General features: G+C 67.0%; 20 protein-coding genes. 10 read left to right on the top strand and 10 right to left on the bottom strand.

Annotated elements, in window-relative coordinates; all coding sequences use genetic code 11:
- Both VKZ87_RS13575 and VKZ87_RS13580 read left to right on the top strand, forming a co-directional pair.
- A partial coding sequence (locus VKZ87_RS13575; protein ID WP_324221795.1) for a hypothetical protein occupies window positions 1–288 on the top strand: 288 nt, incomplete at its 5' end.
- 10 nt (window positions 289–298) lie between these two features.
- The gene (locus VKZ87_RS13580) at window positions 299–886 is read left to right on the top strand and encodes a UdgX family uracil-DNA binding protein (RefSeq protein WP_324221796.1); all 588 of its coding nucleotides are present in this window, start codon (window positions 299–301) and stop codon (window positions 884–886) included.
- 9 nt (window positions 887–895) lie between these two features.
- Here the strand turns inward: VKZ87_RS13580 and VKZ87_RS13585 are convergent, their stop codons facing one another.
- The 4 genes from VKZ87_RS13585 to VKZ87_RS13600 form a co-directional block, all read right to left on the bottom strand.
- A complete protein-coding gene (locus VKZ87_RS13585) occupies window positions 896–4,150 on the bottom strand; it encodes an error-prone DNA polymerase (RefSeq protein WP_324221797.1) in 3,255 nt (1,084 codons plus the stop codon).
- Window positions 4,147–5,616, bottom strand: a complete 1,470-nt coding sequence (locus VKZ87_RS13590) for a DNA polymerase Y family protein (RefSeq protein ID WP_324221798.1) — start codon at window positions 5,614–5,616, stop codon at window positions 4,147–4,149. The genes VKZ87_RS13585 and VKZ87_RS13590 overlap by 4 nt, the downstream gene beginning before the upstream one ends.
- A complete protein-coding gene (locus VKZ87_RS13595) occupies window positions 5,549–6,250 on the bottom strand; it encodes a hypothetical protein (protein ID WP_324221799.1) in 702 nt (233 codons plus the stop codon). The genes VKZ87_RS13590 and VKZ87_RS13595 overlap by 68 nt, the downstream gene beginning before the upstream one ends.
- Window positions 6,251–6,631: 381 nt before the next feature.
- A complete protein-coding gene (locus tag VKZ87_RS13600; protein WP_324221800.1) occupies window positions 6,632–8,314 on the bottom strand; it encodes a long-chain fatty acid--CoA ligase in 1,683 nt (560 codons plus the stop codon).
- 124 nt (window positions 8,315–8,438) lie between these two features.
- Here VKZ87_RS13600 and VKZ87_RS13605 point away from each other — a divergent pair, with 124 nt between their 5' ends.
- Together VKZ87_RS13605 and VKZ87_RS13610 are read left to right on the top strand one after the other, a co-directional pair.
- Window positions 8,439–9,710 carry an aromatic ring-hydroxylating dioxygenase subunit alpha gene (locus VKZ87_RS13605; RefSeq protein ID WP_324221801.1) on the top strand — a complete coding sequence of 424 codons (1,272 nt, stop codon included), beginning with the start codon at window positions 8,439–8,441 and terminating at the stop codon, window positions 9,708–9,710.
- A gap of 2 nt (window positions 9,711–9,712) precedes the next feature.
- Window positions 9,713–10,213, top strand: a complete 501-nt coding sequence (locus VKZ87_RS13610) for an aromatic-ring-hydroxylating dioxygenase subunit beta (protein WP_324221802.1) — start codon at window positions 9,713–9,715, stop codon at window positions 10,211–10,213.
- A gap of 106 nt (window positions 10,214–10,319) precedes the next feature.
- On the opposite strand, the gene VKZ87_RS13615 is transcribed toward VKZ87_RS13610, so the two are convergent.
- Window positions 10,320–11,096, bottom strand: a complete 777-nt coding sequence (locus tag VKZ87_RS13615) for an IclR family transcriptional regulator domain-containing protein (protein WP_324221803.1) — start codon at window positions 11,094–11,096, stop codon at window positions 10,320–10,322.
- A 94-nt stretch (window positions 11,097–11,190) separates the two neighbouring features.
- Here VKZ87_RS13615 and VKZ87_RS13620 point away from each other — a divergent pair, with 94 nt between their 5' ends.
- The 4 genes from VKZ87_RS13620 (at window position 11,191) to VKZ87_RS13635 (ending at window position 15,867) form a co-directional block, all read left to right on the top strand.
- Window positions 11,191–12,522 (top strand): aromatic ring-hydroxylating dioxygenase subunit alpha, encoded by a 1,332-nt coding sequence (locus VKZ87_RS13620; protein WP_324221804.1) that lies wholly within the window; start codon window positions 11,191–11,193, stop codon window positions 12,520–12,522.
- A gap of 34 nt (window positions 12,523–12,556) precedes the next feature.
- Window positions 12,557–13,996 (top strand): glutamine synthetase family protein, encoded by a 1,440-nt coding sequence (locus VKZ87_RS13625; protein WP_324221805.1) that lies wholly within the window; start codon window positions 12,557–12,559, stop codon window positions 13,994–13,996.
- A gap of 49 nt (window positions 13,997–14,045) precedes the next feature.
- Window positions 14,046–14,690, top strand: a complete 645-nt coding sequence (locus VKZ87_RS13630) for a TIGR02466 family protein (protein ID WP_324221806.1) — start codon at window positions 14,046–14,048, stop codon at window positions 14,688–14,690.
- A gap of 64 nt (window positions 14,691–14,754) precedes the next feature.
- On the top strand, window positions 14,755–15,867 hold the full coding sequence (locus VKZ87_RS13635; RefSeq protein ID WP_324221807.1) for an NADH:flavin oxidoreductase/NADH oxidase: 1,113 nt from the start codon (window positions 14,755–14,757) through the stop codon (window positions 15,865–15,867).
- Between the two features lie 3 nt (window positions 15,868–15,870).
- On the opposite strand, the gene VKZ87_RS13640 is transcribed toward VKZ87_RS13635, so the two are convergent.
- Genes VKZ87_RS13640 through VKZ87_RS13655 form a run of 4 tightly spaced genes read right to left on the bottom strand, consistent with a single transcriptional unit; the run spans window position 15,871 to window position 20,314 of the window.
- Window positions 15,871–16,812 (bottom strand): nucleoside recognition domain-containing protein, encoded by a 942-nt coding sequence (locus tag VKZ87_RS13640; RefSeq protein ID WP_324221808.1) that lies wholly within the window; start codon window positions 16,810–16,812, stop codon window positions 15,871–15,873.
- A gap of 17 nt (window positions 16,813–16,829) precedes the next feature.
- Window positions 16,830–17,984 (bottom strand): aminotransferase, encoded by a 1,155-nt coding sequence (locus tag VKZ87_RS13645; RefSeq protein ID WP_324221809.1) that lies wholly within the window; start codon window positions 17,982–17,984, stop codon window positions 16,830–16,832.
- Window positions 17,985–18,041: 57 nt separating this feature from the next.
- A complete protein-coding gene (locus tag VKZ87_RS13650; RefSeq protein WP_324221810.1) occupies window positions 18,042–18,857 on the bottom strand; it encodes a hypothetical protein in 816 nt (271 codons plus the stop codon).
- Window positions 18,854–20,314, bottom strand: a complete 1,461-nt coding sequence (locus VKZ87_RS13655) for a DHA2 family efflux MFS transporter permease subunit (protein ID WP_324221811.1) — start codon at window positions 20,312–20,314, stop codon at window positions 18,854–18,856. Before VKZ87_RS13655 ends, VKZ87_RS13650 begins: the two co-directional genes overlap by 4 nt.
- A gap of 208 nt (window positions 20,315–20,522) precedes the next feature.
- On the opposite strand from VKZ87_RS13655, the gene VKZ87_RS13660 reads away from it, so the two are divergent.
- Window positions 20,523–21,929, top strand: coding sequence for a cytochrome ubiquinol oxidase subunit I (locus VKZ87_RS13660; RefSeq protein WP_324221812.1), 1,407 nt, complete (start codon window positions 20,523–20,525; stop codon window positions 21,927–21,929).
- Window positions 21,929–22,936, top strand: a complete 1,008-nt coding sequence (cydB, locus tag VKZ87_RS13665; protein ID WP_324221813.1) for a cytochrome d ubiquinol oxidase subunit II — start codon at window positions 21,929–21,931, stop codon at window positions 22,934–22,936. Before VKZ87_RS13660 ends, cydB begins: the two co-directional genes overlap by 1 nt.
- Window positions 22,937–22,982: 46 nt before the next feature.
- Here cydB and VKZ87_RS13670 read toward each other — a convergent pair.
- The coding region (locus VKZ87_RS13670) for an RNA pseudouridine synthase (RefSeq protein ID WP_324221814.1) at window positions 22,983–23,756 on the bottom strand (774 nt) is incomplete at its 5' end.

Below are 23,756 nucleotides of genomic sequence, written 5' to 3' on the forward strand. Positions count from 1 at the left end.
ATGACATCGTCCAAGACAACCACCGACCACGAGATCATCCGGCAATGGGCCGAGCAGCGCGGCGGCAGGCCGTCGGCGGTGAGCGGCACCGGCGGCAGGAAGGATGCCGGTATTCTGCAGATCGATTTCCCCGACCGGAACGAGCCGGACAATCTCGAGGAAATCACCTGGGAGGAATTCTTCGACAAGTTCGAGGAAAGCAGCCTCGCCTTCCTGTACCAGGAGGAGACCGCGGACGGGAAGATCAGCCGCTTCTCCAAATTTGTCAGCCGGCGCAGCGACAGATAGGCGCAGGCCGATGGTTGCCGCCGGCCTGGCGGCAATTGCGCAGGAGATCCAGGGCTGTCGCCGCTGCCCGCTTTACCGCAACGCCACCCAGGGCGTGGGCGGCGAGGGCAGCGCGCGGGCGCGGCTGATGCTGGTGGGCGAGCAGCCGGGCGACAGGGAGGATCTGGCCGGACGTCCTTTCGTCGGTCCCGCCGGGCGCATGCTGGATGATGCACTGGCGGAAGCCGGAATTCCGCGCAAGGTCGTCTACATCACCAATGCGGTGAAGCATTTCAAGAACGAGCCGCGCGGCAAGCGGCGGCTGCACAGGCGGCCGAATGCCGCCGAGGTACAGGCCTGCCGCTGGTGGCTGGAGCGGGAGCTTGAGATCGTGAAGCCGAAGGCCATCATCGCGCTGGGCGCCACGGCGGCGCAGAGCCTGCTGCAGAAGACGGTGCGCATCGGGCAGGCGCGCGGCCGGTCGATCCCCTTCGGCCGGTCCGCCGCGCTCTTCGTCACGATCCATCCTTCCTACCTGCTGCGCATCCGCGACCGCGCCGACCGCGACCGCGAATATGACGCCTTCGTGCGGGAGCTGCGGCAGGCGGCAGGGCAATAGGCTGCCCTGTCAGCGGAAATTACGCCCGTCCGGGAAGATGCAATGCACCTCGTGCAGACCGGGGTACAGGCTTGGTATCATCGGATGCCGGTATTCGTTGGCATTGGCCAGCGCCTGGTCGAAGACCTCCGCATCGTCGAGGCTGCTCAGGCCGGTCAGCATGGCGCTGTAATCGGTCAGCCTCTGCGCGATGACATGGATGACGTCATCCTGCGACTGGACGCGGCCCGCCACGCCAAGCAGCCGCGAGCCCAGCAGGGCGCGGCGATACAGGGCCTTGATCTTCGGCCAGATCACCAGATTGGCGATGCCGGTCTCGTCCTCCAGCGTGACGAAGATGACACCGCTCGCCGTGCCGGGCTGCTGGCGCACCAGCACGAGGCCCGCCAGCCGGATGAAGCTGCCCGACTTCGCCTCCTTCAGCCGGCTGGCCGGCTCGAGGCCCATCGTCTTCAGCTGCGGCCGCAGCAGCTGCAGCGGATGGGGCCGCAGGGTCATGCTGGTCGTGCGGTAATCCTGCAGCACCTGCTCGCCGGTGGTGAGTGCGGGCAGGATGATTTCCTCTTCCGTGTCGGTATCGGCAGGCGGACGGTTGTCGCCCGGCTGTGTGGCCCGTTCGGCGAAATCGAACAGCGGCAGGGGCGTTTCACCCAGACCGCGGATTTCCCACAGCGCCTGCCTTCGGCTCAGGCCCAGCGAGCCGAAAGCATCGGCGCGCGCCAGCAGTTCCAGCAGGCGCAGGGGCAGGCCGGTGCGCCGCCACAGTTCGCGCAGGCTGCCGTAGCCCTGTCCGCGCTTCTCGACCAGGATCCTGATCGCCTCCTCGCGGCAGCCCTTGACCTGCCGGAAGCCGAGCCGCAGGGCGAAGCGGCGCTGCGGCGTCTCCTCCAGCAGGTTGTCCCAGTCGCTGTAATTGACGTCGACCGGGCGTACCTCCACATTGTGCTCGCGCGCATCGCGCACGATCTGCGCCGGCGCGTAGAAGCCCATCGGCTGGCTGTTCAGCAGGGCCGCGGCGAAGACGGCCGGGTAATGGCATTTCACCCAGGCCGAGGCATAGGCGAGGATGGCGAAGCTGGCGGCATGGCTTTCCGGAAAGCCGTATTCGCCGAAACCCCTGATCTGGTTGAAGCAGCGTTCGGCGAATTCCCGGTCGTATTTGTTTCTGACCATCCCTTCGATGAATTTCTGCTCGAATTCATGGATGGTGCCGGCATGGCGGAAGGTGGCCATGGCGCGCCGCAGCCTGTCTGCCTCCGCCGGCGTGAAACCGGCGGCGACGATGGCGATCTGCATTGCCTGTTCCTGGAACAGCGGCACGCCCAGCGTCCGTTTCAGAACCTCCTTCAGCTCCTCGCTGACATAGTCGATCTTGTCGGGCGGCAGTTCGCGCCGCTTCAGATAGGGATGCACCATGTCGCCCTGGATCGGGCCGGGACGGACGATGGCGACCTGGATGACGAGGTCGTAATAGCTTCTCGGTTTCAGGCGCGGCAGCATCGACATCTGCGCCCGGCTTTCGATCTGGAAGACGCCGATCGTGTCGGCCTTCCGGATCATCGCATAGGTGGCGGGATCGTCGCGCGGCACCGAATGGAGCTCGAATTTTTGCCCGTAATGCCGCTCGATCAGGTCGAAGGACTTGCGCAGGCAGGTCAGCATCCCGAGCGCCAGAACGTCCACCTTCAGAATGCCGAGCTCGTCGATATCGTCCTTGTCCCACTGGATGACGGTGCGGTCCGCCATGGCGGCATTCTCGATCGGCACCAGTTCGGCCAGCGGGCCCCTGCTGATGACGAAGCCGCCGACATGCTGCGACAGGTGCCGCGGAAAGCCGACCAGCGCCTGCGCCAGCTGCAGGGTCTGGGCGATGCGCGGCGTATCGGGATCGATGCCGGCCTCGCGGATCTGGTCCTCGGTGATGCCCTCGCGGCCCCAGCCCCACAGGCTCTTGGCCAGACGATCCACCAGATCGGGTGACAGGCCCATGGCCTTGCCGACATCGCGGATGGCGCTGCGCGGCTGGTAGCGGATCACCGTGGCGGCCAGGCCGGCGCGGTCGCGGCCATAGGTCCTGTAGATGTGCTGGATGACCTCCTCGCGCCGGCCATGCTCGAAATCGACGTCGATGTCGGGCGGCTCGCGGCGCTCTTCCGAGATGAAGCGTTCGAACAGAAGACCGACCTCTTCCGGTTTGGCTGCCGTGATGCCGAGGCAGTAGCAGACGATCGAATTGGCCGCCGAGCCGCGGCCCTGGCAGAGGATGCCATTCTCCCGCGCGAATTCGACGATGCGATAGACGGTGAGGAAATAGGGTGCGTAATCCAGGCGCCCGATCAGGGCCAGTTCGTGCTCGATCTGGGTCCTGAACCTTTCCGGGATGCCGGCCGGATATTTCTCCTGCGCACCCAGCCAGGTCAGCCGCACCAGCTCCTCCTGCGGTGTGGCGCTGTCGCCCTTGGCTTCCTCGGGATACTCGTAGCGCAGTTCGGTCAGCTCGAATGTGCAGCGCGCGGCAATTTCCATGCTGCGCGCGATGGCCTGCGGATGGCGGCGGAACAGCCGCGCCATGACCTGCGGCGATTTCAGATGCCGCTCGGCATTGGCCTGCAGGCGGAATCCCGCCACGTCGATGCCGCAGCCATGACGGATGCAGGTCAGCACATCCTGCAGGATGCGCCGCTCCGGCGCGTGATAGAGCACGTCGTTGGTGGCGACCAGCGCGATGCCGTGCTCCGCGGCGAAGGCGGCCAGCCGGTCCTGCCGCCGCCGGTCCTGCCCGTCGAAGCGGCAGCAGACGGCGAGAGACAGCGCATCGCCGCAGATGCGTTTCAGCACCTGCGCGCGGGCGGCAAAATCCTCATCCGGATCGTCGGGCGGCAGCAGGATCGCCTGCTGGCCGTCCAGTTCCTCCAGCAGGTCGGACCAATAAAGCTCGCATTCGCCCTTCGGCGCGGCCCGGCGTCCCTTGCTGATCAGCCGCGACAGCCGGCCATAGGCGGCGCGGTCTTCCGGCAGCAGCAGGACGGACGGGCCGTCGCGCAGATCGATCCGCGCGCCGATGATCAGCTGCAGCTTCTTCTCGAGGCCCTGCTGGCGGATGGCGGAGAGCGCGCGCACCACGCCGGCGAGGCTGTTGCGGTCGGTGATCGCAATCGCCGACAGGCCGAGTGCGGCGGCCTGGCCGACCAGCTCATGGGCATGGCTGGCGCCTTCGAGGAAGGAGAAATTGCTGGTGACCTGCAGCTCCGCGTAAGCCGTCATGCGAACAGCCCGTGCAGGAACCAGGTGTTGCGGCTGCGGAACAGCCAGTAGCGCCGGCCTTCGGTGTCTTCCGCGCAGTAATAGTCGCGCGGGCTTTCCTCGGGATCGCGCCACCATTCCGGCGCGATGCGTTCCGGCCCGTCCATGCGGGTGAGGTGACGGCGCCGGCGATGCCAGTGGATGACGCTCGGCCAGCCGCTGCTGCCGGCCTCGATGTCCAGCATCTGCGGGTAGGGCAGCAGGGCGACGGGACGCGGCGCGGCCGGCGGCTTCAGCGGCAGCGGCGGCGCAAAGGGCGGTGCGGCGTGGATGGCGCGTTCGGGCCAGTGGCTCTCCATCGCCTGCAGCCGGAACACGGCATTGCGGCCCAGCCTGGCCTGCAGGCGGTCGATGCATTCGGCGATGCCGCCGTCTTCCTCGCCGGCCGCGGCGATGGCCTGCTGGCTGCCGGTCAGCGGCTCGGTGACGCCGGCTTCCAGCAGCATCATGTCGATGCCGAAGCCGGGATCGATGCTGTCCAGCTGGTCGCGGAAGAGGCGGAAGAGATGCGCCGGGCTGCGGCTGGCGCGGCTGGTGCCGATGCGCAGGCTCTGCACATGGCCATCGACGCGGTAGCTGTGCAGGGCAAGCTGCCGTGCGCCGCGCTGATGCTGTTCCAGCAGGTTGCACAGGGCCTCGAGCAGATGCCGCAGCACCGTGTCGATGGCATCGCGGGTGAGGATCGGCTCGGCCAGACTGGCCCGCGCGCGCCAGGGCGCCGGCACCAGGCGCGGCGAGATCGGCTCCTCGCTGCGGCCGAGCAGCCTGTCGAGGCGCTCCACCGGCTGCGGGCCGAAGCGGCGGGTCAGCGGCGCGCGCGGCAGTTTCGCAAGGGCGGCGATGGTGGTCAGGCCGAGACGCCTGAGATCGCCGGCAATATCCTCGGCCAGACGCAGGGCATCGACGGGCAGGGGACCGAGTTGATCAAGACCGCTGCCCGGCGGCAGCACATCGCCCCTGCCGTGTCGCGCCCAGGCCCAGGCGGCAGCCGGCGTATCGGCGATGGCGAGCCGCGCATCGATGCCGAGCCGCGCGAAGGCCTGCCGCATGGTCTGCAGCATCGCGGCCTCGCCGCCGAAAAGATGCGGCACGCCGCTGACATCGAGGATCAGCCCGTCATCGCCGTCGGTCGCGGCCCAGGGCGTGAAGCGGCTGCACCAGTCGCAGAGCGTCTGCAATGCCTCCTGGTCGGCGACCGGATCGGCATCGCCGTTGACCAGTTCGGGCACCAGCGCGCGCGCATCGGCCAGCCGCATGCCGGGCATCAGTCCCTCGGCGGCGGCCAGCGCATCGACGGCGGTGAGACGGATTCCGCCGCTGGTCCGCTGGATCAGAGCCAGCGGCGCGTGGGGCGCCGCGTTATTCCGCTGCCGCCGCCAGCGATCGGTCGGCCAGTGCGGCAACCAGACGGAAATGAAGCGACGCATGATCGAATTCCACAAGCCAGGAGGCAGGCTGTCCGCCGCGGCAGCGTTCCAGCGTCACCGACCAGCGCGGCGAGCGGCCGTCGCCCAGCACGGTATCGACGCGCCAGCGGGTGAGGGCCGCCGAGGGCGCGGCGTCGCGACGCACCAGCAGGCCAAGTCCGTTGCCGCTTTCGGCGGCGAGTTGCAGGCGGCGAGTTTCGGTAAGATCGGCGTTATCCACTTCGGCAATCACGGCAGCAAAGCCGGGCGTGCGCAGTGCATCCTCGAAGGCCCAGAGCCGATCCTGCGGCCGCCGCGCCCAGGCAATCGTCAGCCGGCGGTGATCGAGGCCGAAGGCGGCCAGGCCCGGCGCATAGGGCTGCTGCTCGGACGTGATCCAGAGAATGGGACGGCCGGGCCGGACCCGGGCGAGGAAGGCGGCGAGGAAGCCGGTGATCGAAGGGGCATGGCCGACCAGTTCATGCAGGCTGCCGGCCGGCAGGCCGCCCCAGGGCAGGGCGGCATCCAGATGCGGTTCATGGAAGGGGAAGGTCTTGCCGGTCAGCACCCGGCCGCTGCCGGTCAGCCGGCTGATGCGGCTGCGCAGCTGCTCGATGACACCGGCGGACGCGTTCTCCTGAACCTGCTGGACCATTCTGCCCTCCTGCTGAATACGAGAATGTTCTACTCCTGATCTAAATTATTGCCAAAATGTTCGTATTCCTAACGCAACTTATTGATAAATATAGGGAGAAAAGAGGGTTCCGGTGCTGATAGGAAAATATGCCGGGAAATCCCGCTGCGCCCCGCCCGATTCCGCTGGAGCCCGCTACGCTCCGCTGGAGTCCGCCAGGATCCGCTGTGAACCGCCAGAGCCCACTGGGGACCGCCGGAGTCCGCGGGAATCCGCTGGCGCTTAGTCCGGCTTATTTTAACCCGTTACGCCTCCTGCCGCCCGACTGCTGGGCCACACCCACAGGCAGGCGACCTAGAACTATACAGGAACATTGCCGCAAACGCAAGCCCCGATCAAACGTCAGTCGGCAGCGTCCGGCGCCGCCGCCCTGGCGCGCTCCTCGTCCTGCAGCACGCGCCAGAGGATCTTGCCGCTGGCGGATTTCGGCAGGCTGTCGGCAAAGGTGATGATGCGCGGCACCTTGTAGGCGGCCATGCGCTCGCGGCACCAGGCCTGGATGGCTTCGGGGGTCAGGTCGTGGGCCGCCCCGGCCCTGGGCACGATCACCGCTTTCACCGTCTCGCCCCGATGGGCATCGGGAGCGGCGATGATGCAGACCTCGCGGATGCCGGGATGGCCATACATCATGGCCTCGACCTCGCTGGGCCAGACCTTGAAGCCGGAGGCATTGATCATCCGCTTCAGGCGGTCGACCAGGAAGAAATAGCCCTCCTCGTCGTAATAGCCGAGATCGCCGGTGCGGAAGAACCGCTTGCCGTCGCGCTCGAAGAACACGGCCGCGGTCTCCTCCGGCCGGTTCCAGTAGCCGAGGAAAACCTGCGGGCCCGACACGACGATCTCGCCGGTCTCGTTGGGGCCGAGTTCCTCCATCGTGTCGGGATTGATCACGCGTGAATCGACATCGAAGAGCGGGATTCCCAGACATTGCGGCTTCGGCCGCTCATGCGGATTGATGTGCGTCGCCGCGATCGTCTCCGACAGTCCGTAGCCCTCGATATAGTCGAGTCCGGTCAGCTCCTTCAGCCTCGCCGCCACCGGGCCCGGCATTGCCGCGCCGCCACCGCCGATGCCGGTCAGACTGGACAGGTCGAATGAGGCGACGTCCGGATCGGAGAGGAAATCGATCGCCATGGTGGTGATGCTGCGCCATTGCGTCACGCGATGCCGGCGGATCAGTTCTGCTGCCGTGCGGCGATCCCAGCGGGTCATCATCACCATGGTGGCGCCGGCGAAGATCGGCGTATTCATCGAATTCTGCATGCCGGTGACATGGAACAGCGGCAACGTCACCAGATGCACCGCCTCGGGCGAGCCCGGCTTCCAGGCAACATAGGCGAACAGCGTGGCCGTGACGCTGCGGACCGAATGCAGGCAGCCTTTCGGCGCGCCGGTGGTGCCCGACGAATAGGGCAGCACGCACCAGTCGTCCGGCGTGGCGCGATGCGGGCCGGGTTCATGCCCGGCCGCCAGCGCATCGTTCCAGGTGACCGCGCCTTTCGCCGTGATGGCCGCGCGCTTTGCGGCGACGATATCGGGCAGGGCGAGATCGGTCGGTTCGGTGACGTAATCGCCGTAGGTGGCAACCACGGCATGCTGCAGTTCGTGGCCGAGCAGCTGCGCCGCAACATCGAGCAGCTCCTGGCCGCAGATGATGGTGCCGGCGCCGGTATCGCGGGCGATGTGCCGCAGCTCCTCGCTCCGGCTCATCGGATTGACCGGCACGACCACGGCGGTGAGCCGCTGGATCGCGTAATAGGCGATCACATATTGCGGGCTGTTCTGCATGTAGAGCAGCACGCGGTCCTGCCGCTGCACGCGGCAGACATGCTGCAGCCAGCCGGCCAGCGCATCGACCTGCCGTTTCAGTCCGGCATAGGTCAGCGCCGAGCCGTAATAGAGAATAGCCGGCTTGTCCGGGAACCGCCGTGCCGAGATTTCGAGGTTTTCATACAGGCTGGTCTGCGGCAGCCTGAGGCTGCGCGGCACGCCCTGGGGCCAGACGGCGAAATGCCGGTCGAACATGGTTTCCTCCGTGGCCGCATCGTCGGGCGTTTCGCCGGCGGCTTCAACGCCTTGCTGCCGGCTTGACGGAAAGCCGGTTTGCCTCGATGATATTTGCAAATACAAATAAATCAGGGAGGCGACGATGAACGCCATTCCGCCGTTCGAGGGCCCCGAGCATCGCTGGACAGGCGAGGGTTCGAGCCGCATTCCCTTCTGGGCCTATACCGATCCCGCCATCTACCGGCGCGAGCTGGAGCGCTTCTTCTACGGCAACGGCCACTGGTGCTACGTCGCGCTGGAGGTCGAGATTCCGGATCCCGGCGATTTCAAGCTGTCCTGGGTCGGCGAGCGCTCCGTCATCGTGGTGCGCGACCGCGACGGCAGCATCAACGTGGTCGAGAACCGCTGCGCCCATCGCGGCGTGCGCTTCTGCCGCAAGCCGAAGGGCAATGCGCGCAGCTTCGTCTGCCCCTATCACCAGTGGACCTACAAGCTGAACGGCGATCTCGCCGGGCTGCCGTTCCGCCATGGCGTCAAGAAGGAGGACGGCAGCGTGCAGGGCGGCATGCCGGCGGATTTCGATCTGAAGCAGCATGGCCTCGCGCGGCTGAAGGTCGAAACCTGGAACGGCCTCGTCTTCGCGACCTTCGATCACACCGCGCCGCCGCTGTCCGAGTATTTCGGCGCGGATGTGGTGCCGTGGCTGAACCGCATCTTCGACGGCCGCAGGCTTACCCTGCTGGGCGTCAACCGTCAGCGCATTCCGGGTAACTGGAAGCTGATGATGGAAAACATCAAGGACCCGTATCACCCGGGCCTGCTGCATACATGGTTCGTCACCTTCGGCCTGTGGCGTGCCGACCAGCAGTCGCGCATGGTGATGGACAGCCATGGCCGCCATGCGGTGATGATCTCCCAGCGCAACCAGGGCGGCGAGGCGAAGGCCGTCACTGAAGGCGTCACCAGCTTCAGGAAGGACATGACGCTGAACGACGCGCGGCTGCTCGACGTGGTGGTCGAGCCCTGGTGGCAGGGACCGACGGTCACCATGATCACGCTGTTTCCCAGCGTGATCATCCAGCAGCAGGTCAATTCGCTCTCCACCCGCCACATCGTGCCGTCGGGGCCCGACAGCTTCGATTTCATCTGGACGCATTTCGGCTTCGAGGATGATACCGAGGAGATGACACGCCGGCGCCTGCGCCAGGCCAATCTTTTCGGCCCGGCCGGGTTCGTGTCGGCCGATGACGGCGAGGTGATCGAGTTCTCGCAGGACGGCTTCCGGCAGAAGGGGCCGGATGGCGAGACGGTCTGCGAGCTGGACGGCCGCGGCGTGGGCCCCGCGGACCACATGGTGACCGAAACGCTGATCCGCGGCATGTACGGCTACTGGCGCAAGGTGATGGAGATCTGACCATGGCCGTCCGCACCGGCGCGATCGCGCTGTCCATCCTCGAATCGCAGCACCGCATGGACCAGCTCAATGCCGCCTATGGCGAGGCGCTGGACGCTGCCGACTACGACGCTTGGATCGGCATGTTCACCGAGGACTGCCATTACCGCGTGGTCTCGCGCGAGAATTACGACCAGGGCCTGCCGCTCAGCATCATGGCGCTGGAGGGTCATGGCATGCTGCGCGACCGCGTCTACGGCATCACCAATACGCTGTTCCACTCACCCTATTACCAGCGCCATGTCATCGGCACGGCGCGGATTCTCTCCGACGATGGCCGCACCCTGCATGCGACGGCGAACTATGCCGTCTTCCGAACCAAGCCGGGCAGCGTGTCGGAGGTCTACAATGTCGGCCGTTACATCGATCGCCTGCTGCATACGCGGGAGGGCCTGAAGCTGCAGGAACGCATTTGCGTCTTCGACAGCGAGATGGTGCTGAACTCGCTGATCTATCCGGTGTAGGGAATGGCATCCCGGCTCGCGCGATGCAACAGCATCGCCTGGCCGGGATGATGATCGAATTCCCTGTCATCCCCGGCGAGTGCAGCGAGACCCGGGATCCATTTTGTCAAATGACCTGGTCCTTCAGCTCCTCCGCCGCCTGCAGCAAAGGCGGCAGGAAGAGATCGCGCATCTGTTTCGGCGTGGCCCGCTCCACCCGGATGCCGATGTTGAGCGCCGCCACGACGCGGTCGTCGAAGCGGCGCACCGGCACGGCGAGCGAGCGGAAGCCCAGTTCCACCTCCTGGTCGGCCAGCGCATAGCCGTCCTTCGTCACCCGCGCGAGGATCGCCTTCAGCTCCCTGCGGTCGGTCACCGTCTTCGGCGTCAGCGCACGGATGCCGGCCGGTTCCCGGCCGGTCGCCGCCAGCAGCACGCGGCCCAGCGCCGAGCAGAAGGCCGGCACGCGGAAGCCCGCGCCCGGCGCCGAGGCGAGATAGCGCGGCGGCGAGGCATGGGCGATCATCATCGCGTTATCGCCCTCAAGCACCGCCGCCGAGCAGGCTTCGTCCAGCGTCGCGCAGAGCCGGTCGCAGGCCTGCTGCAGGATCGCCGCGTTGCCGCTGCCGAGATAGGCGGCGGCGAGCGACATGACCTTCGGCGTGAGGCGGAACAGCCGGCCGTCGCTTTCCAGATAGCCCAGCTGCTCCAGGGTATGGAGCGAGCGCCGCACGGTGGCGCGGGGCAGGTCGGTCGCGCGCGCCACGTCGCTGAGGCTCATCTGCCGCCGCTCGGCGTTGAAGGCGCCGATGACGGCGATGCCGCGGGCCAGCGCTTCGAGGAAATCCGGGCCGGCATTGCGCGCCTGGCGCTTCTCGGCATCGGCGGGTCGGAGGCGGGTCATGACCCTTTATGAGCTTGCTGCCATGCGGCCGGCAAGGGTAAAATCGCACAAATGTTCGCTAGGCGGACAAGTCGCTTCAGCGGGAGGGCGCCCCATGACCACCCATGAACAGAATATGCGCATGACCCTGGTTGGCCGGAACAGGCCGGCGGGCAAGCTGCTGCGGCAGTACTGGCAGCCGGTTGCGCTGATCGAGGAACTGGACGACCAGCGACCGGTGCGGGCGGTCAAGCTGCTGGGACAGGATCTCGTGCTGTTCCGCGACGAGCAGGGCCGCTTCGGCCTGCTGGATCGCGACTGTCCGCATCGCGGCGCCGATCTTGCCTTTGGTCGCCCGGAGGATGGCGGCCTGCGCTGCCCGTTCCATGGCTGGCTGTTCGACGTGAACGGCCAGTGCCTGGAGACCCCGGCCGAGCCGGAGAACAGCCGCCTCTGTCAGCGCATCAGGCAGAAGAGCTATCCGGTGGTTCTGCGCAGCGGCATTCTCTTTGCCTATCTGGGTGAGGGCGAGCCGCCGGCCTTTCCCGACCTCGACTGCTTCGTGGCGCCCGACAGCCATGTCTTCGCCTTCAAGGGCTACATCGCCTGCAACTGGCTGCAGGCGCTGGAGGTCGGCATCGATCCGGCCCATGCCTCCTTCCTGCACCGCTTCTTCGAGGACGAGGACCCGAACGCCAATTACGGCCGCCAGTTCCGCGCCGCGTCGGCGGATTCCGACATGCCGATGACGAAGATCCTGCGCGAATTCGTGCGGCCGCAGATCGAGGTGGAGCGTACCGATTACGGCATGCGGCTGTTCGCCCTGCGCCGCATCTCGGAGGCCAGCATGCACGTGCGGGTGACCAACCTGCTGTTTCCGCAGGCCTTCGTCATCCCACTCTCGGCCGACATGACCATCACCCAGTGGCATGTGCCGGTCGATGACGTGAACTGCTACTGGTATGCGATCTTCACCAGCTTCGGACAGCCGGTGGACAAGGCACAGATGCGGGCCCAGCGCCTGCAGCTCTACACCCTGCCGGACTACATGCCGCGGCTGAACAAGGCGAACAATTACGGCTTCGATCCGCTGGAGCAGAAAACCCGCACCTATACCGGCATGGGCGACGACATCAACGTGCATGACCAGTGGGCGATCGAAAGCCAGGGGCCGATCCAGGACCGCACCCGCGAGCATCTCGGCAGCACCGACAAGGCCATCATCAATTACCGCTCGATGCTGCTGAAGGCGATCGAGCAGGTCGAGAACGGCAGCGAGAAACCCCTGATGGTGCTGGACGCGGCGGCGGCGCGGCGGATCCGCGGTCCCGTCACCGTCGACGGCATTGCCCCGGCGGCGGAGTGGCAGGCATACTGGCGCGACGTGGATGCGCGCAAGCGCCGCAACGCGCCCTGGCCGGCGCCGGCGCTGGAAGCGGCGGAATGAGCTGACCGGGCCGGAGCCCGGCACAGGGGGAAGCGTGGAGAGTTTCGTCGACAGGCACGGCCTCTGGACGCCGGAGCAGCAGAAGCAGGCCAGGGCGGTCGCGAAGGAGGTCGCCGAACGCGGCCTCGGCGTCATCCGCCTTTCATTCGCCGACCAGCACGGCATCCTGCGCGGCAAGACCATCGTGGCCGAAGAGCTCGGCAGCGCCATGCGCAGCGGCGTCGGCTTCACGACCACCCTGCTGGCGAAGGACACCTCGCACCGCACGGTGTTTCCCGTCTTCACCAAGGGCGGCGGATTCAGCATGCCGGAGATGCAGGGCGCGGCCGACATCCTGATGGTGCCCGATCCGGGCAGTTTCCGGGTGCTGCCCTGGGCGCCGCAGACCGGCTGGCTGCTGTGCGATCTCTATTTCGCCGATGGGCGTCCGGTGCCGTTCTCGACGCGGCAGCTTTTCCGCACCGTGCTGGAGAAACTGAACGGCCAGGGCTTCGACTATGTCTCCGGCCTCGAGGTCGAATTCCATGTCTTCAGGCTGCTCGATCCGAAGATGGCGCCCTCGGATGCCGGTCAGCCTGGCACCCCGCCCGACGTGGCATTGCTGACGCAGGGCTACAACTATCTCACCGAACTGCGTTACGACCAGTATGACGCGGTCTATGAGATCCTGCGCAAGGACATCCAGGCGCTCGGCCTGCCGCTGCGCTCGATGGAAGTCGAGTTCGGGCCCAGCCAGTGCGAATTCACCTTCCGCCCCGGCGTGAACATGGAGTCGGCCGACACGATGGTGCTGTTCCGCTCGGCGGCGAAGCAGATCGCGCGCCGGCACGGCTATCACGTCACCTTCATGTGCCGGCCGAAGCTGCCGAACATCTTCTCGTCCGGCTGGCACCTGCACCAGTCGCTGACCGATCGCAGGACGGGGGAAAATGCCTTCATCCCGCAGCAGGAGGGCGAGGTGCTGTCGCCGCCTGGCATGCAGTTCCTCGCCGGCCTGCTGGAGCATGCGCCGGCCTCGGCGGCGTTCGCCGCGCCGACCATCAATGCCTATCGCCGCTACCGGCCGTACTCGCTGGCGCCCGACCGTGCCATCTGGGGCCGCGACAATCGCGGCGTGATGTGCCGCGTGCTGGGGGCGAAGGGCGATCCCGCCAGCCGCATCGAGAACCGTCTCGGCGAGCCGGCGGCCAATCCCTATCTCTACATGGCCTCGCAGATCGTGGCCGGCATGGACGGCATGGCGCGCGGACTGCAGCCGCCGGCCTCCGCCGATGCGCCCTACGAGACGCCGGCGCCGGCGCTGCCGCGCTCGCTGGAGGCGGCCCTCGCCGAGCTGAAACACAGCGCCTGCTACCGGACCGGCCTCGGCGAGCGCTTCGTGGATTATTTCATCCATATCAAGGAAGCCGAAATCGCGCGCTACCAGCTCGAGGTCAGCGACTGGGAGCACCGCGAGTATTTCGAGCTGTTCTAGCTTTGTGTATCGTCATCCCGGCCAGGCGCCGCCGCTTGCGGCGCCCGGGATGACGAAACTGACAGATATGGCTCTTCTCTCCCTCTTCCCCACACGCATCTATGTCGCCGGCCTGAAGAAGACCGGCCTCGAGCGCTTCAACCGCGACCTGATCGGCGAATGCGAGGCGCTGCGCCTCGCCGACGAGGCCGGCCGGCGCTGGAGCGAGAGGAATTATCCCGGCGGCTATACCTCCTATGGCAGTCATGACCGGCTGCATGCCTTCTCCGGCATCTTCCAGGCGCTGGAGAAGGCGCTGTATCCCCATGTGAAGACCTATGCCGCCGAGCTGGGCTACGACCTGCGCGGCCGCCGGCTGGTGATGACCGACTGCTGGGTGAACATGATGGCGGGTCCCGTCACCCATGGCCTGCATCTGCATCCGCTCAGCTTCATCAGCGGCACATATTACGTGCAGGTGCCGCGCGGCTCGGCGCCGATCAAGTTCGAGGATCCGCGGCTCGACCGTCTGATGGCGGCGCCGCCGAAACGCGCCGATCTGCCGGCGCGCGAGCAGACCCATTTCAGCGTGCCGCCGAAGGCCGGCCGTGTGGTACTGTTCGAAAGCTGGCTACGCCACGAGGTGCCGCCCAGTTTCACCTCCCGGGAGAGGATCTCGGTCAGCTTCAACTACGCGTGGTCGGACAAGGCTTGACCTCGGCGGCGGCCGCGCCATCCTTTGCTGCCTCCAGACAATCAAGCCGGAAGACTTCCCCGCCATGGCCGCACTTTTCGAACCGCTGCAGCTCCGCTCGGTGACGCTCCCCAACCGCATCGTGCTGTCGCCGATGTGCCAGTACAGTGCCATCGATGGCGTTCCGAACAACTGGCACCGCGTCCATCTCGGCCGCTATGCCACCGCGGGGCTCGGCCTGCTGATCGCCGAAGCCACCCATGTGAACGCGCAGGCGCGCATCACCCCGGGCTGCCTCGGCCTCTACAACGCCGTGCAGGAAGCGGCCTTCGCCGAGATCGTGGCGGATGCCAAGCAGTTCGGGCCCGCGCCGGTCGGCGTCCAGCTTGCCCATGCCGGACGCAAGGCCTCCGCCGACCTGCCGTGGCGCGGCGGCCAGGCCCTGCAGGGCCCGCTTGCCTGGCAGACCGTGGCGCCGAGCGCGATCCCGCACGATACCGGCTGGCACACGCCGGCCGCCCTCGACGAGGAGGGAATGGCGCGGATCAAGCGCGACTTCGTTTCGGCCGCTGAGCGTGCTGACCGCGCCGGTTTCGACCTGATCGAGCTGCATGGCGCGCATGGCTACCTGTTCCATGAATTCGTCTCGCCGATTTCCAACAGGCGCAACGATTCCTATGGCGGCAGCCTGGAGAACCGCATGCGTTTCCCGCTCGAGGTTTTCGAGGCGGTGCGTGCGGTCTGGCCGGCCTACAAGCCGCTCGGCATGCGCATGACCGGCAGCGACTGGATGGGTGCCGAAGGCCTGCAGGTCGAGGACGCCATCGCCTTCGCCTCGGCTCTGAAGGAGCGCGGCGCGGATTTCGTCGATGTCAGCTCCGGCGGCATCTCGATGCAGCAGAAGATCCCCACCGGGCCGGGCTACCAGGTGCATTTCGCCGAAGCCGTGAAGAAGGCGACCGGCCTGGTCACCATGACCGTCGGCCTGATCACCGAACCGCTGCAGGCGGAGGAGATCGTGCGGACCGGCCGCGCCGACCTGGTGGCGCTGGGCCGCGGCCTGCTCAACGATCCCTACTGGGCCTGGCGCGCCGCCGATGCGCTGGGCGGCGATGTGCATGTCGCACCGCAGTACCTGCGCGGCCGGTTGCGCGGCGTCGATACCCCGCGCGACATCGTGCTGAAGGCGGCGCGCTGAGACCTATGCCGCCAGCCGGCGCACCAGCGCCGGCGCGGCATCCAGTGACAGCGCGATCAGCTTCATCAGCACCAGGGTCAGCAGCACGCGGCCAACCAGAACAACCCAGATATCGGCGCCGACCGCCAGCATCAGGCCGGTATCCTCGATCAGCGAATGGCTGAGCGAGATCCAGCACAGTGCCAGCACGCGCATCCTGGGTTCGAAATTGCGTTCCTGCGCTTCCTTGATGATCAGCCCGCCGCCATAGGTCAGGCCGAGCAGCACGCCCACGGTGGTGACCGGCGCGAGATCACGGGTCAGGCCCGAGAAGCGCAGCAGCGGCAGCATCAGATCGGTGAGCCGCCGCGTGATCCCGGTCCGCTCCAGAATATCCAGCAGCAGGATCAGCGCGACGATGATGACGAAGGTCGCCGCCAGCGAGACGAGGGAGGAAATCAGCCAGTCGAGGTGCCCGGCGGAGGGCGAGGCCATGCGGTTCAGCAGGCCGGCATCCACCGGCTGCGACAGCCAGCCGGTGGCACGGCAGAGCGCCGAAACGATGGCCGCGTAGAAAAAGGCGGCGAAGAGGCGCAACGCCGCCGTGAACCAGAAGCTGGCGCCCGCCTTGCGCACGATGGCCTGCTCGACCGGCAGGGCATGGGCGAACAGCGCCATGGCGCAGACGATGGACAGCTGGCCCACCGTGACATTCGCATCCGCCAGCAGCGGCAGCGCGCCCAGCGCGCCGTAGACGCCGACGGTAAACGATGCGACCAGCACGAAGCCCGCTTCCGGCGGCAGGCCGATCAGCGCCATCACCGGCGCCAGCGGCGGCCCCAGTGCGTCGATCAGGCCGATCTCGGCGGCGACCTTCACCGCCACCATCACCGGCACCATGATGCGGATGAGCTGCCAGAAGACCCGCAGGCTGGTCTGCAGGCGGGACGCCAGATACCTGTGCATGAACAGCCGTCGCCGGATCAGCCGCGTTTCATGAAGGCGGCCAGCCGTTCCACGGCGCCGTCCAGCTTGTCGGTGGTCTTGGCGAAGCAGAAGCGCACCACGCTGCGCACGTGATCCTCGGCATAGAAGGCGCTGACCGGGATGGCGGCCACCTTGGCTTCCTCCACCATGCGCAGGCAGAAGGCGGCATCGTCGATGTCGTTGGCGATCGGCGCCAGGTCGATGTTGAGGAAGTAGGTCGCCTTGCTCGGGAGTACCGCGATGCCCGCCGAGCTGAGCCCCACGGTAAAGCGGTCGCGCGCGGCCTGCAGGTCGCGGCGCATGCCAAGGAAATACGCGTCGTCCTTGGCCAGGCCATAGGCCACGGCGGCCTGCAGGTTCGGCGGCGTGGTGAAGGTGATGTACTGGTGCGCCTTGCCCAGTACCTTCAAGATCTGCGGCGCGGCGCAGACGAAGCCGACCTTCCAGCCGGTGAGCGAGAAGATCTTGCCGGCCGAGCCGATCTTGACGCAGCGCTCGCGCAGGCCGGGCAGGCCGATCAGCGGCTGGTGCTGCAGCCCGTCGAACAGCACATGCTCCCAGACCTCGTCGCAGATCGCGATGGCGTTGAACTTCTCCAGATAGCGGCCGAGCAGCTCGAGATCCTCGCGCGGGAAGACCGTCGCGGTCGGATTGAGCGGGTTGTTGAAGATCACAGCCCGGGTCTTGTCCGTGAAGACGGCCTTGAGCGCGTCCTCGTCGATGCGCCAGTGCGGCGGACGCAGGGTGACGAATTTGGGTACGCCGCCGGCGCGCCGCACCAGCGGCAGATAGGCGTCATACATCGGCTGGAACAGCACGACCTCGTCACCGGGTTCGATCAGCGCCAGCAGGGCGCCGGCCAGCGCTTCCGTCGCGCCCGACGTGATCATCACTTCCGTATCGGGATCGAGGTCGAGATTGTGGAAGCGCCGGTAATGCGCCGCCACGGCCTGGCGCAGTTCGGGCAGGCCCATCATCGGCGGATACTGGTTCCAGCCGGAGATGACGGCCTCGGCCGCCTTCTCGCGCACATCCTGCGGGCCGGGATCGTCCGGGAAACCCTGGCCGAGATTGATCGCGTTGTGCTGGCCGGCCAGCCGCGACATGGTCTCGAAAATGGTGGTGGGCGCTTCGGCGAAAATCGGGTTCATGGCGTAATCCTGCTGAGGCAGCCGATGTAGCACGGCGGTCTGGCGTCCAAAAGCCGTTCAGCCCTTCCGGAGCTGATATCGGCGGATCAGCGCCAGGGCCAGTGCCACCGCCAGCGAGCCGAGAATTCCGACACCGAAAGCCGTGAAATCGCCCGGCCGGCTCCCGCCCGTCCGCGGCCCCAGCAGCACCAGGCAGAGGAAGAAGGGCAGATGGCTGACCATGCCGATCTGGGTGGCGCGCAGCGCGGCGCGGATGCCGGTATGGTCGAGACGCCGCGGCATGAACCAGCAGACGGTCAGCAGCGCCACGGGAAAGGACGAGAAGATGCCGGCAACCCGCGGACCCATGGTTTCGGCCAGCACGGTGACGCCGATCACCAGCAGGCCGGCCGCCGCGCCGCGCAGCACGATCTCATAAAGCGGCGAGCGGCCGCGCGCCGCCGGTGCGGTTAGCGGCACGCGGCGGCCGCTGAGCCAGGCGACCAGGCCGGCCGCGCCGAGGATCGCCAGCGAGGACAGCACGCCCGGCGGCACCGCGCGGACCAGCAGGCCGGTAAGACTCCAGACCGTCAGCGCGCAGAGCAGCGTCAGCGGCATGGAGAGGTGTCGCACAAGCGCGATCACCGTCACGAGGAACAGCAGTACGGCGCCGATGGTGGCGATGCTGGCCAGGGCGGCGTCGGCCACGAAGCCAGGCGGATGCAGCAGCACGAGAAACAGATAGGCCGGCGCGGTGACGATCGGCAGCGCGAGCACGATGCCGCCGATGAAGGGCGAGGTGCGTTCCATCAGCCAGATGACGCCGCCGACGAAACAGGCGGCGGAAAGGCCGCGCGCCACAATGGCGGCCCAGGCAATGTCGAATTCACTCATTCTGCGGGATGACTTCCGGGTGCTGGCGCCGGGGCGCCGGGTTTGGGAGCGGGAGTGCCCTGGCTCAGCCGCTGTGTCGGCGCCACCAGGCGATGGCCGCTGACCTCGGCGCCGGCATCGGCCGGCAGGCGCAGGAACAGGAGGGCGGAGAGCATGGCGGCGACGCCGACGCTGAAGAAGGCCGGCATGAAATCGGCCGGGCCGATCGTCGGGGCGCCGTTCAGTGACACCGTGACATGCAGGATCAGCGCGCCGACTGCGACGCCGGCAGACAGCGAAAGCTGCTGCATCATCGAGGTGAAGCTGGTGGCGCGGCTCATGCGTTCATTGGAGACGTCGGAGATCGTCAGCGTGTTCACGCTGGTGAACTGCAGCGAGCGGAAGAAGCCGCCGAGCAGGAGCAGGGCAAAGATGAGGGCATAGGACATCTCCGGCCGGAAGAAGCCGCAGACGGCAATGAAGGCGCCGCTGATCAGCGCGTTGCCGATCAGCACATGGCGGAAGCCGAGCCACCGCAGGATGGGGCCGGCCGCCATCTTCATGGTCAGCGCGCCGGCGGCGGAGGCGAAGGTGACCATGCCGGATTCGAATGCCGACAGGCCGAAGCCGAGCTGCAGCATCATCGGCAGCAGGAAGGGCAGGGCGCCGGTGCCGATGCGGAACAGGAAGCCGCCGGCGATCCCGGCGCGGAAGGTGGGAATCTTCAGCAGGCTGAGATCGAGCAGCGGATGCGGATGGCGCCGGGCGTGGCGCAGGTAGAGGGCAACGCCGATGGCGCCGGCCAGCAGCAGGCCGGCCACCGCGGTATCGGGCAGCAGCTCGCGGCCAATGGTCTCGAAACCGAAGACCAGGCCGAGCAGGCCGATGGCGCTGAAGGCGAAGCCGCGCCAGTCCAGCGCCGGCACGTTCTCCTCGCGGATATTCGGAATGTAGAGGGTCACCAGCACCATGCCGAGCAGGCCGATGGGAAGGTTGATCCAGAAGATCCAGCGCCAGGAGAGATAGGTGGTGAGAAAGCCGCCGAGCGGCGGGCCGATCACCGGGCCGATCAGGGCAGGCACCGTCAGCCAGGCGATTGCCCGGACCAGTTCGGCCTTGGGTATCGAGCGCAGCATGACCAGCCGTCCGACTGGCACCATCATCGCGCCGCCGAGGCCCTGCAGCACTCGGGCGCCGACCAGGAACCAGAAGGAATCGGCAAAGCCGCAGAGCAGCGAGCCGATGGTGAAGACCGCGATAGCGGCCCGGAATACCGTGCGGGCGCCGAAGCGGTCGGCCACCCAGCCGCTGACCGGAATGAAGACGGCCAGCGCGAAGAGGTAGGAGGTGATTGCCAGATTCAGCTTGAGCGGGCTTTCGCCCAGATCGGCGGCAATGCTGGGCAGCGCCGTCGCCAGCACGCTGGAATCCAGGTTCTCCATGAACAGCGCACAGGCGACGATGAGAGGGATCAGCATGACGCGGGAATCGGGGCTAAAAGGAACATTATAGAAAACCCGTGGTTTGCAGATCGTTGCGTTTTCGGCAGGGCTGCCATGCCTGCGACGCCAGCGCGCAGTGCGGCAATGCGTGCCGGAGACCGGCATTGACGAGAATCCGGTTTTCTCCTGTCCTGAGGCCGATACGCACCGGATGACTCCGGTGTTCCGCGCAGAGGATCCGCCCATGCAAGCCCTGCTCGATCCGGTCTTTCTGGCCCGCCTGCAATTCGCCTTCACCGTCGGCTTTCACATCGTCTTTCCCGCTTTCACCATCGGACTGGCCAGCTACCTGGCAGTGCTCGAGGCCCTGTGGCTGCTGACGAAGCGGGAGGTCTACATGCAGGTCTTCCGCCACTGGCTGAAGATCTTCGCCGTGACCTTCGCCATGGGCGTCGTGTCGGGCATCGTCATGAGCTACCAGTTCGGCACCAACTGGAGCGTGTTTTCCGACCGCGCCGGACCGGTGGTCGGCCCGCTCATGGGCTACGAGGTGCTCACCGCCTTCTTCCTAGAGGCGGGGTTTCTCGGCGTGATGCTGTTCGGCATGAAGCGGGTCGGCAAGGGGCTGCATTTCGCCGCCACCGCCATGGTCGCTTTCGGCACCTTCCTGTCGGCCTTCTGGATCCTCGCGGTGAACAGCTGGATGCAGACGCCGCAGGGTCACGTCATTGCCGCCAACGGCCAGTTCGTGCCGGAAAGCTGGCTGGCGGTCATCTTCAATCCCTCCTTCCCCTATCGTCTCGTGCACATGGTGCTGGCGGCCTATCTGACGACGGCCCTTGTGGTCGGCGCGGTGGGTGCCTGGCATCTGCTGCGCGACCGCACGAATGCTCCGGCGCGGGTGATGTTCTCCATGGCGATGTGGATGATCGTGGCGACTGCGCCGGTGCAGATCGTCGTCGGCGACTTCCATGGCCTGAACACGCTGGCGCATCAGCCGGCCAAGATCGCCGCGATGGAAGGCCATTACGAGACCCAGCGCGGGGCGCCGCTCTACCTGTTCGGCTGGCCCGATGACGAGGCCGAGAAAACGCGGTACGGCCTCGCCATTCCGAAGCTCGGCAGCCTGATCCTGACCCACGAATGGGAGGGTGAGCTGAAGGGCCTGAAGGACTGGCCGAAGGAGGACCGCCCGCCCGCCGCCCTGGTGTTCTGGAGCTTCCGCGTCATGGTCGGTCTGGGCGTGCTGATGGCGCTGCTCGGGTTGGCGGGGCTCGCCTGGCGCTGGCGCGGCAGGCTTTATGACTCCCCCGTCCTGCAGCGTGCCGCCATCGCTCTGGGGCCCGCCGGTTTCGTTGCCGTGATCGCCGGCTGGATCGTCACCGAGGTCGGCCGCCAGCCCTACACGATCTACGGCCTGATGCGCACGTCCGAGTCCGTGTCGCCGATCGGCCTGCCGGGTGTTGCCTCGTCGCTGATCGGTTTCATCGTCGTCTACTTCGCCGTCTTCGGCGCCGGCATCTTCTACATCTTCCGGCTGATGGGCCGGACGCCCGGCGTGGTGGAGCCGTCCGAACCCAAGGCGCCGATCCGCACCGCCGGCATCACGCCGGGCCCGGGCATGCTGGCCGACAACGAGGAGGGTCCGTGATGACCATCGACCTGCCGCTGATCTGGGCGATCCTGATCGCCGTCGCCGTGCTGGCCTATGTGATCCTCGACGGCTTCGACCTCGGCATCGGCATCCTGTTCCCGCTGTTCAAGGAAGAGCATGAGCGCGACGTACTGATGAACACGGTGGCGCCGGTCTGGGACGGTAACGAGACCTGGCTGGTGCTGGGTGGCGGCGGCCTGCTCGCCGCCTTTCCGCTCGCCTATTCCATCGTCTTTCCCGCGCTCTACGCCCCGCTGATCATCATGCTGCTGGCGCTGACCTTCCGCGGCGTCGCCTTCGAGTTCCGCTGGCGCACGGTTCGGTGGAAAGGCGTGTGGGACTGGAGCTTCACCATCGGCTCGCTGGTCGCCACCCTGATGCAGGGCATAGCGCTGGGCGGCCTGATCCAGGGCATCCGGGTGGTCGACCGCGCCTATGCCGGCGGCTGGTGGGACTGGCTCACGCCGTTCAGCCTGCTGACCGGCGCGGCGCTGGTGGTCGGCTACGCGCTGCTCGGCGCCGGCTGGCTGATCATCAAGACCGAGAGCGACATCCAGGACCGCTGCTATCGCTATGCGAAGCTGCTGGGCATCCTGCTGGTGCTGATGATCGGTGCCGTCAGTCTGTGGACGCCGTTCCTCGATGCGAAATTCCTCGCGCGCTGGTTCACCTGGCCGAATATCGCGCTGACCGCGCCGATGCCGCTGCTGGTTCTGGCGGCAGCCTGGGCGCTGTGGCGCGGCCTGCATGACCGCCGGCGCGAGGCGCAACCCTTCCTCGCCACGCTGGCGCTGTTCGTGCTGTCCTATATCGGGCTGGGGATCAGCTTCTGGCCGCTTATGGTGCCGCCGGACATCACGATCTGGGAGGCGGCCGCGCCGGATGCCAGTCTCGGCTTCCTGCTGGTCGGCGCCGTCATCCTGCTGCCGATCATCCTCGCCTATACCGGCTATGCCTACTGGATCTTCCGCGGCAAGGTGGACCGTCATGCCCACTACCACTGAGGCGGAGAGCAGACCGGTCTGGCAGCGGCTGCTGTGGTTCGCTGCCCTATGGGCCGGCGGCGTGGCTGCGGTCAGCCTCGTCGGGCTGCTGATCCGCCTCGTCCTCAAGCCCTGACCAGCCGCAGCGCCGCAGGGCAGCCTGCATATGCGCGGGCGGCCGGGCGTGAACGGTGATCGCGGCGCGTTTCGGATAAAGCGGCAGGCTGATGCTGCGGCTGTGCAGATGCAGCGGCATGCCGGCCGGCCCGCCATATTGCGGATCGCCCAGCAAAGGGCAGCCAATCGAGGCGAGATGCACACGGATCTGGTGTGTGCGTCCGGTGCGCGGGCGGCATTCGATCCAGCTGAGATCGCCGTCACTGCCGAGCAGCCTGTAATCAGTCACTGAGGCCTGGCCGTCCTCGGCGATCACCATGCGCCACCCGCCGCTCCGGTTGCTGCGTTTTGTCAGCGGCGCATCGATGCGGCCGGATTCGGCAGGCGGCCGACCCTGCGTCACGGCCCAGTAGACCTTCTCGACACGGCCCTCCTGGAACAGCTTTCCCAGCTTGCGCAAAGCCTTCGGATGGCGGCCGAGCACGAGGCAGCCGGAGGTGTCGCGATCCAGCCGGTGCGCCAGCGCGGGCGGCTGCTTCAGGCCGAATTGCAGATGTGTGAAATAGCGCTCCAGATTGTCGCCGCCGCCCGGCCCGGCATGGACGGCAAGCCCGGCCGGTTTGTCGATCACCAGCATCAGGGCGTCGCGGTAGAGCAGGCGGGCTTCGATCTCGGCCGGAGTCATGGCAGAGACCTGCGGCATCCCGCGGGCCAGGTCAAGGAT

Source organism: Ferrovibrio sp., from assembly GCF_035304305.1.
Taxonomy (GTDB): domain Bacteria; phylum Pseudomonadota; class Alphaproteobacteria; order Ferrovibrionales; family Ferrovibrionaceae; genus Ferrovibrio.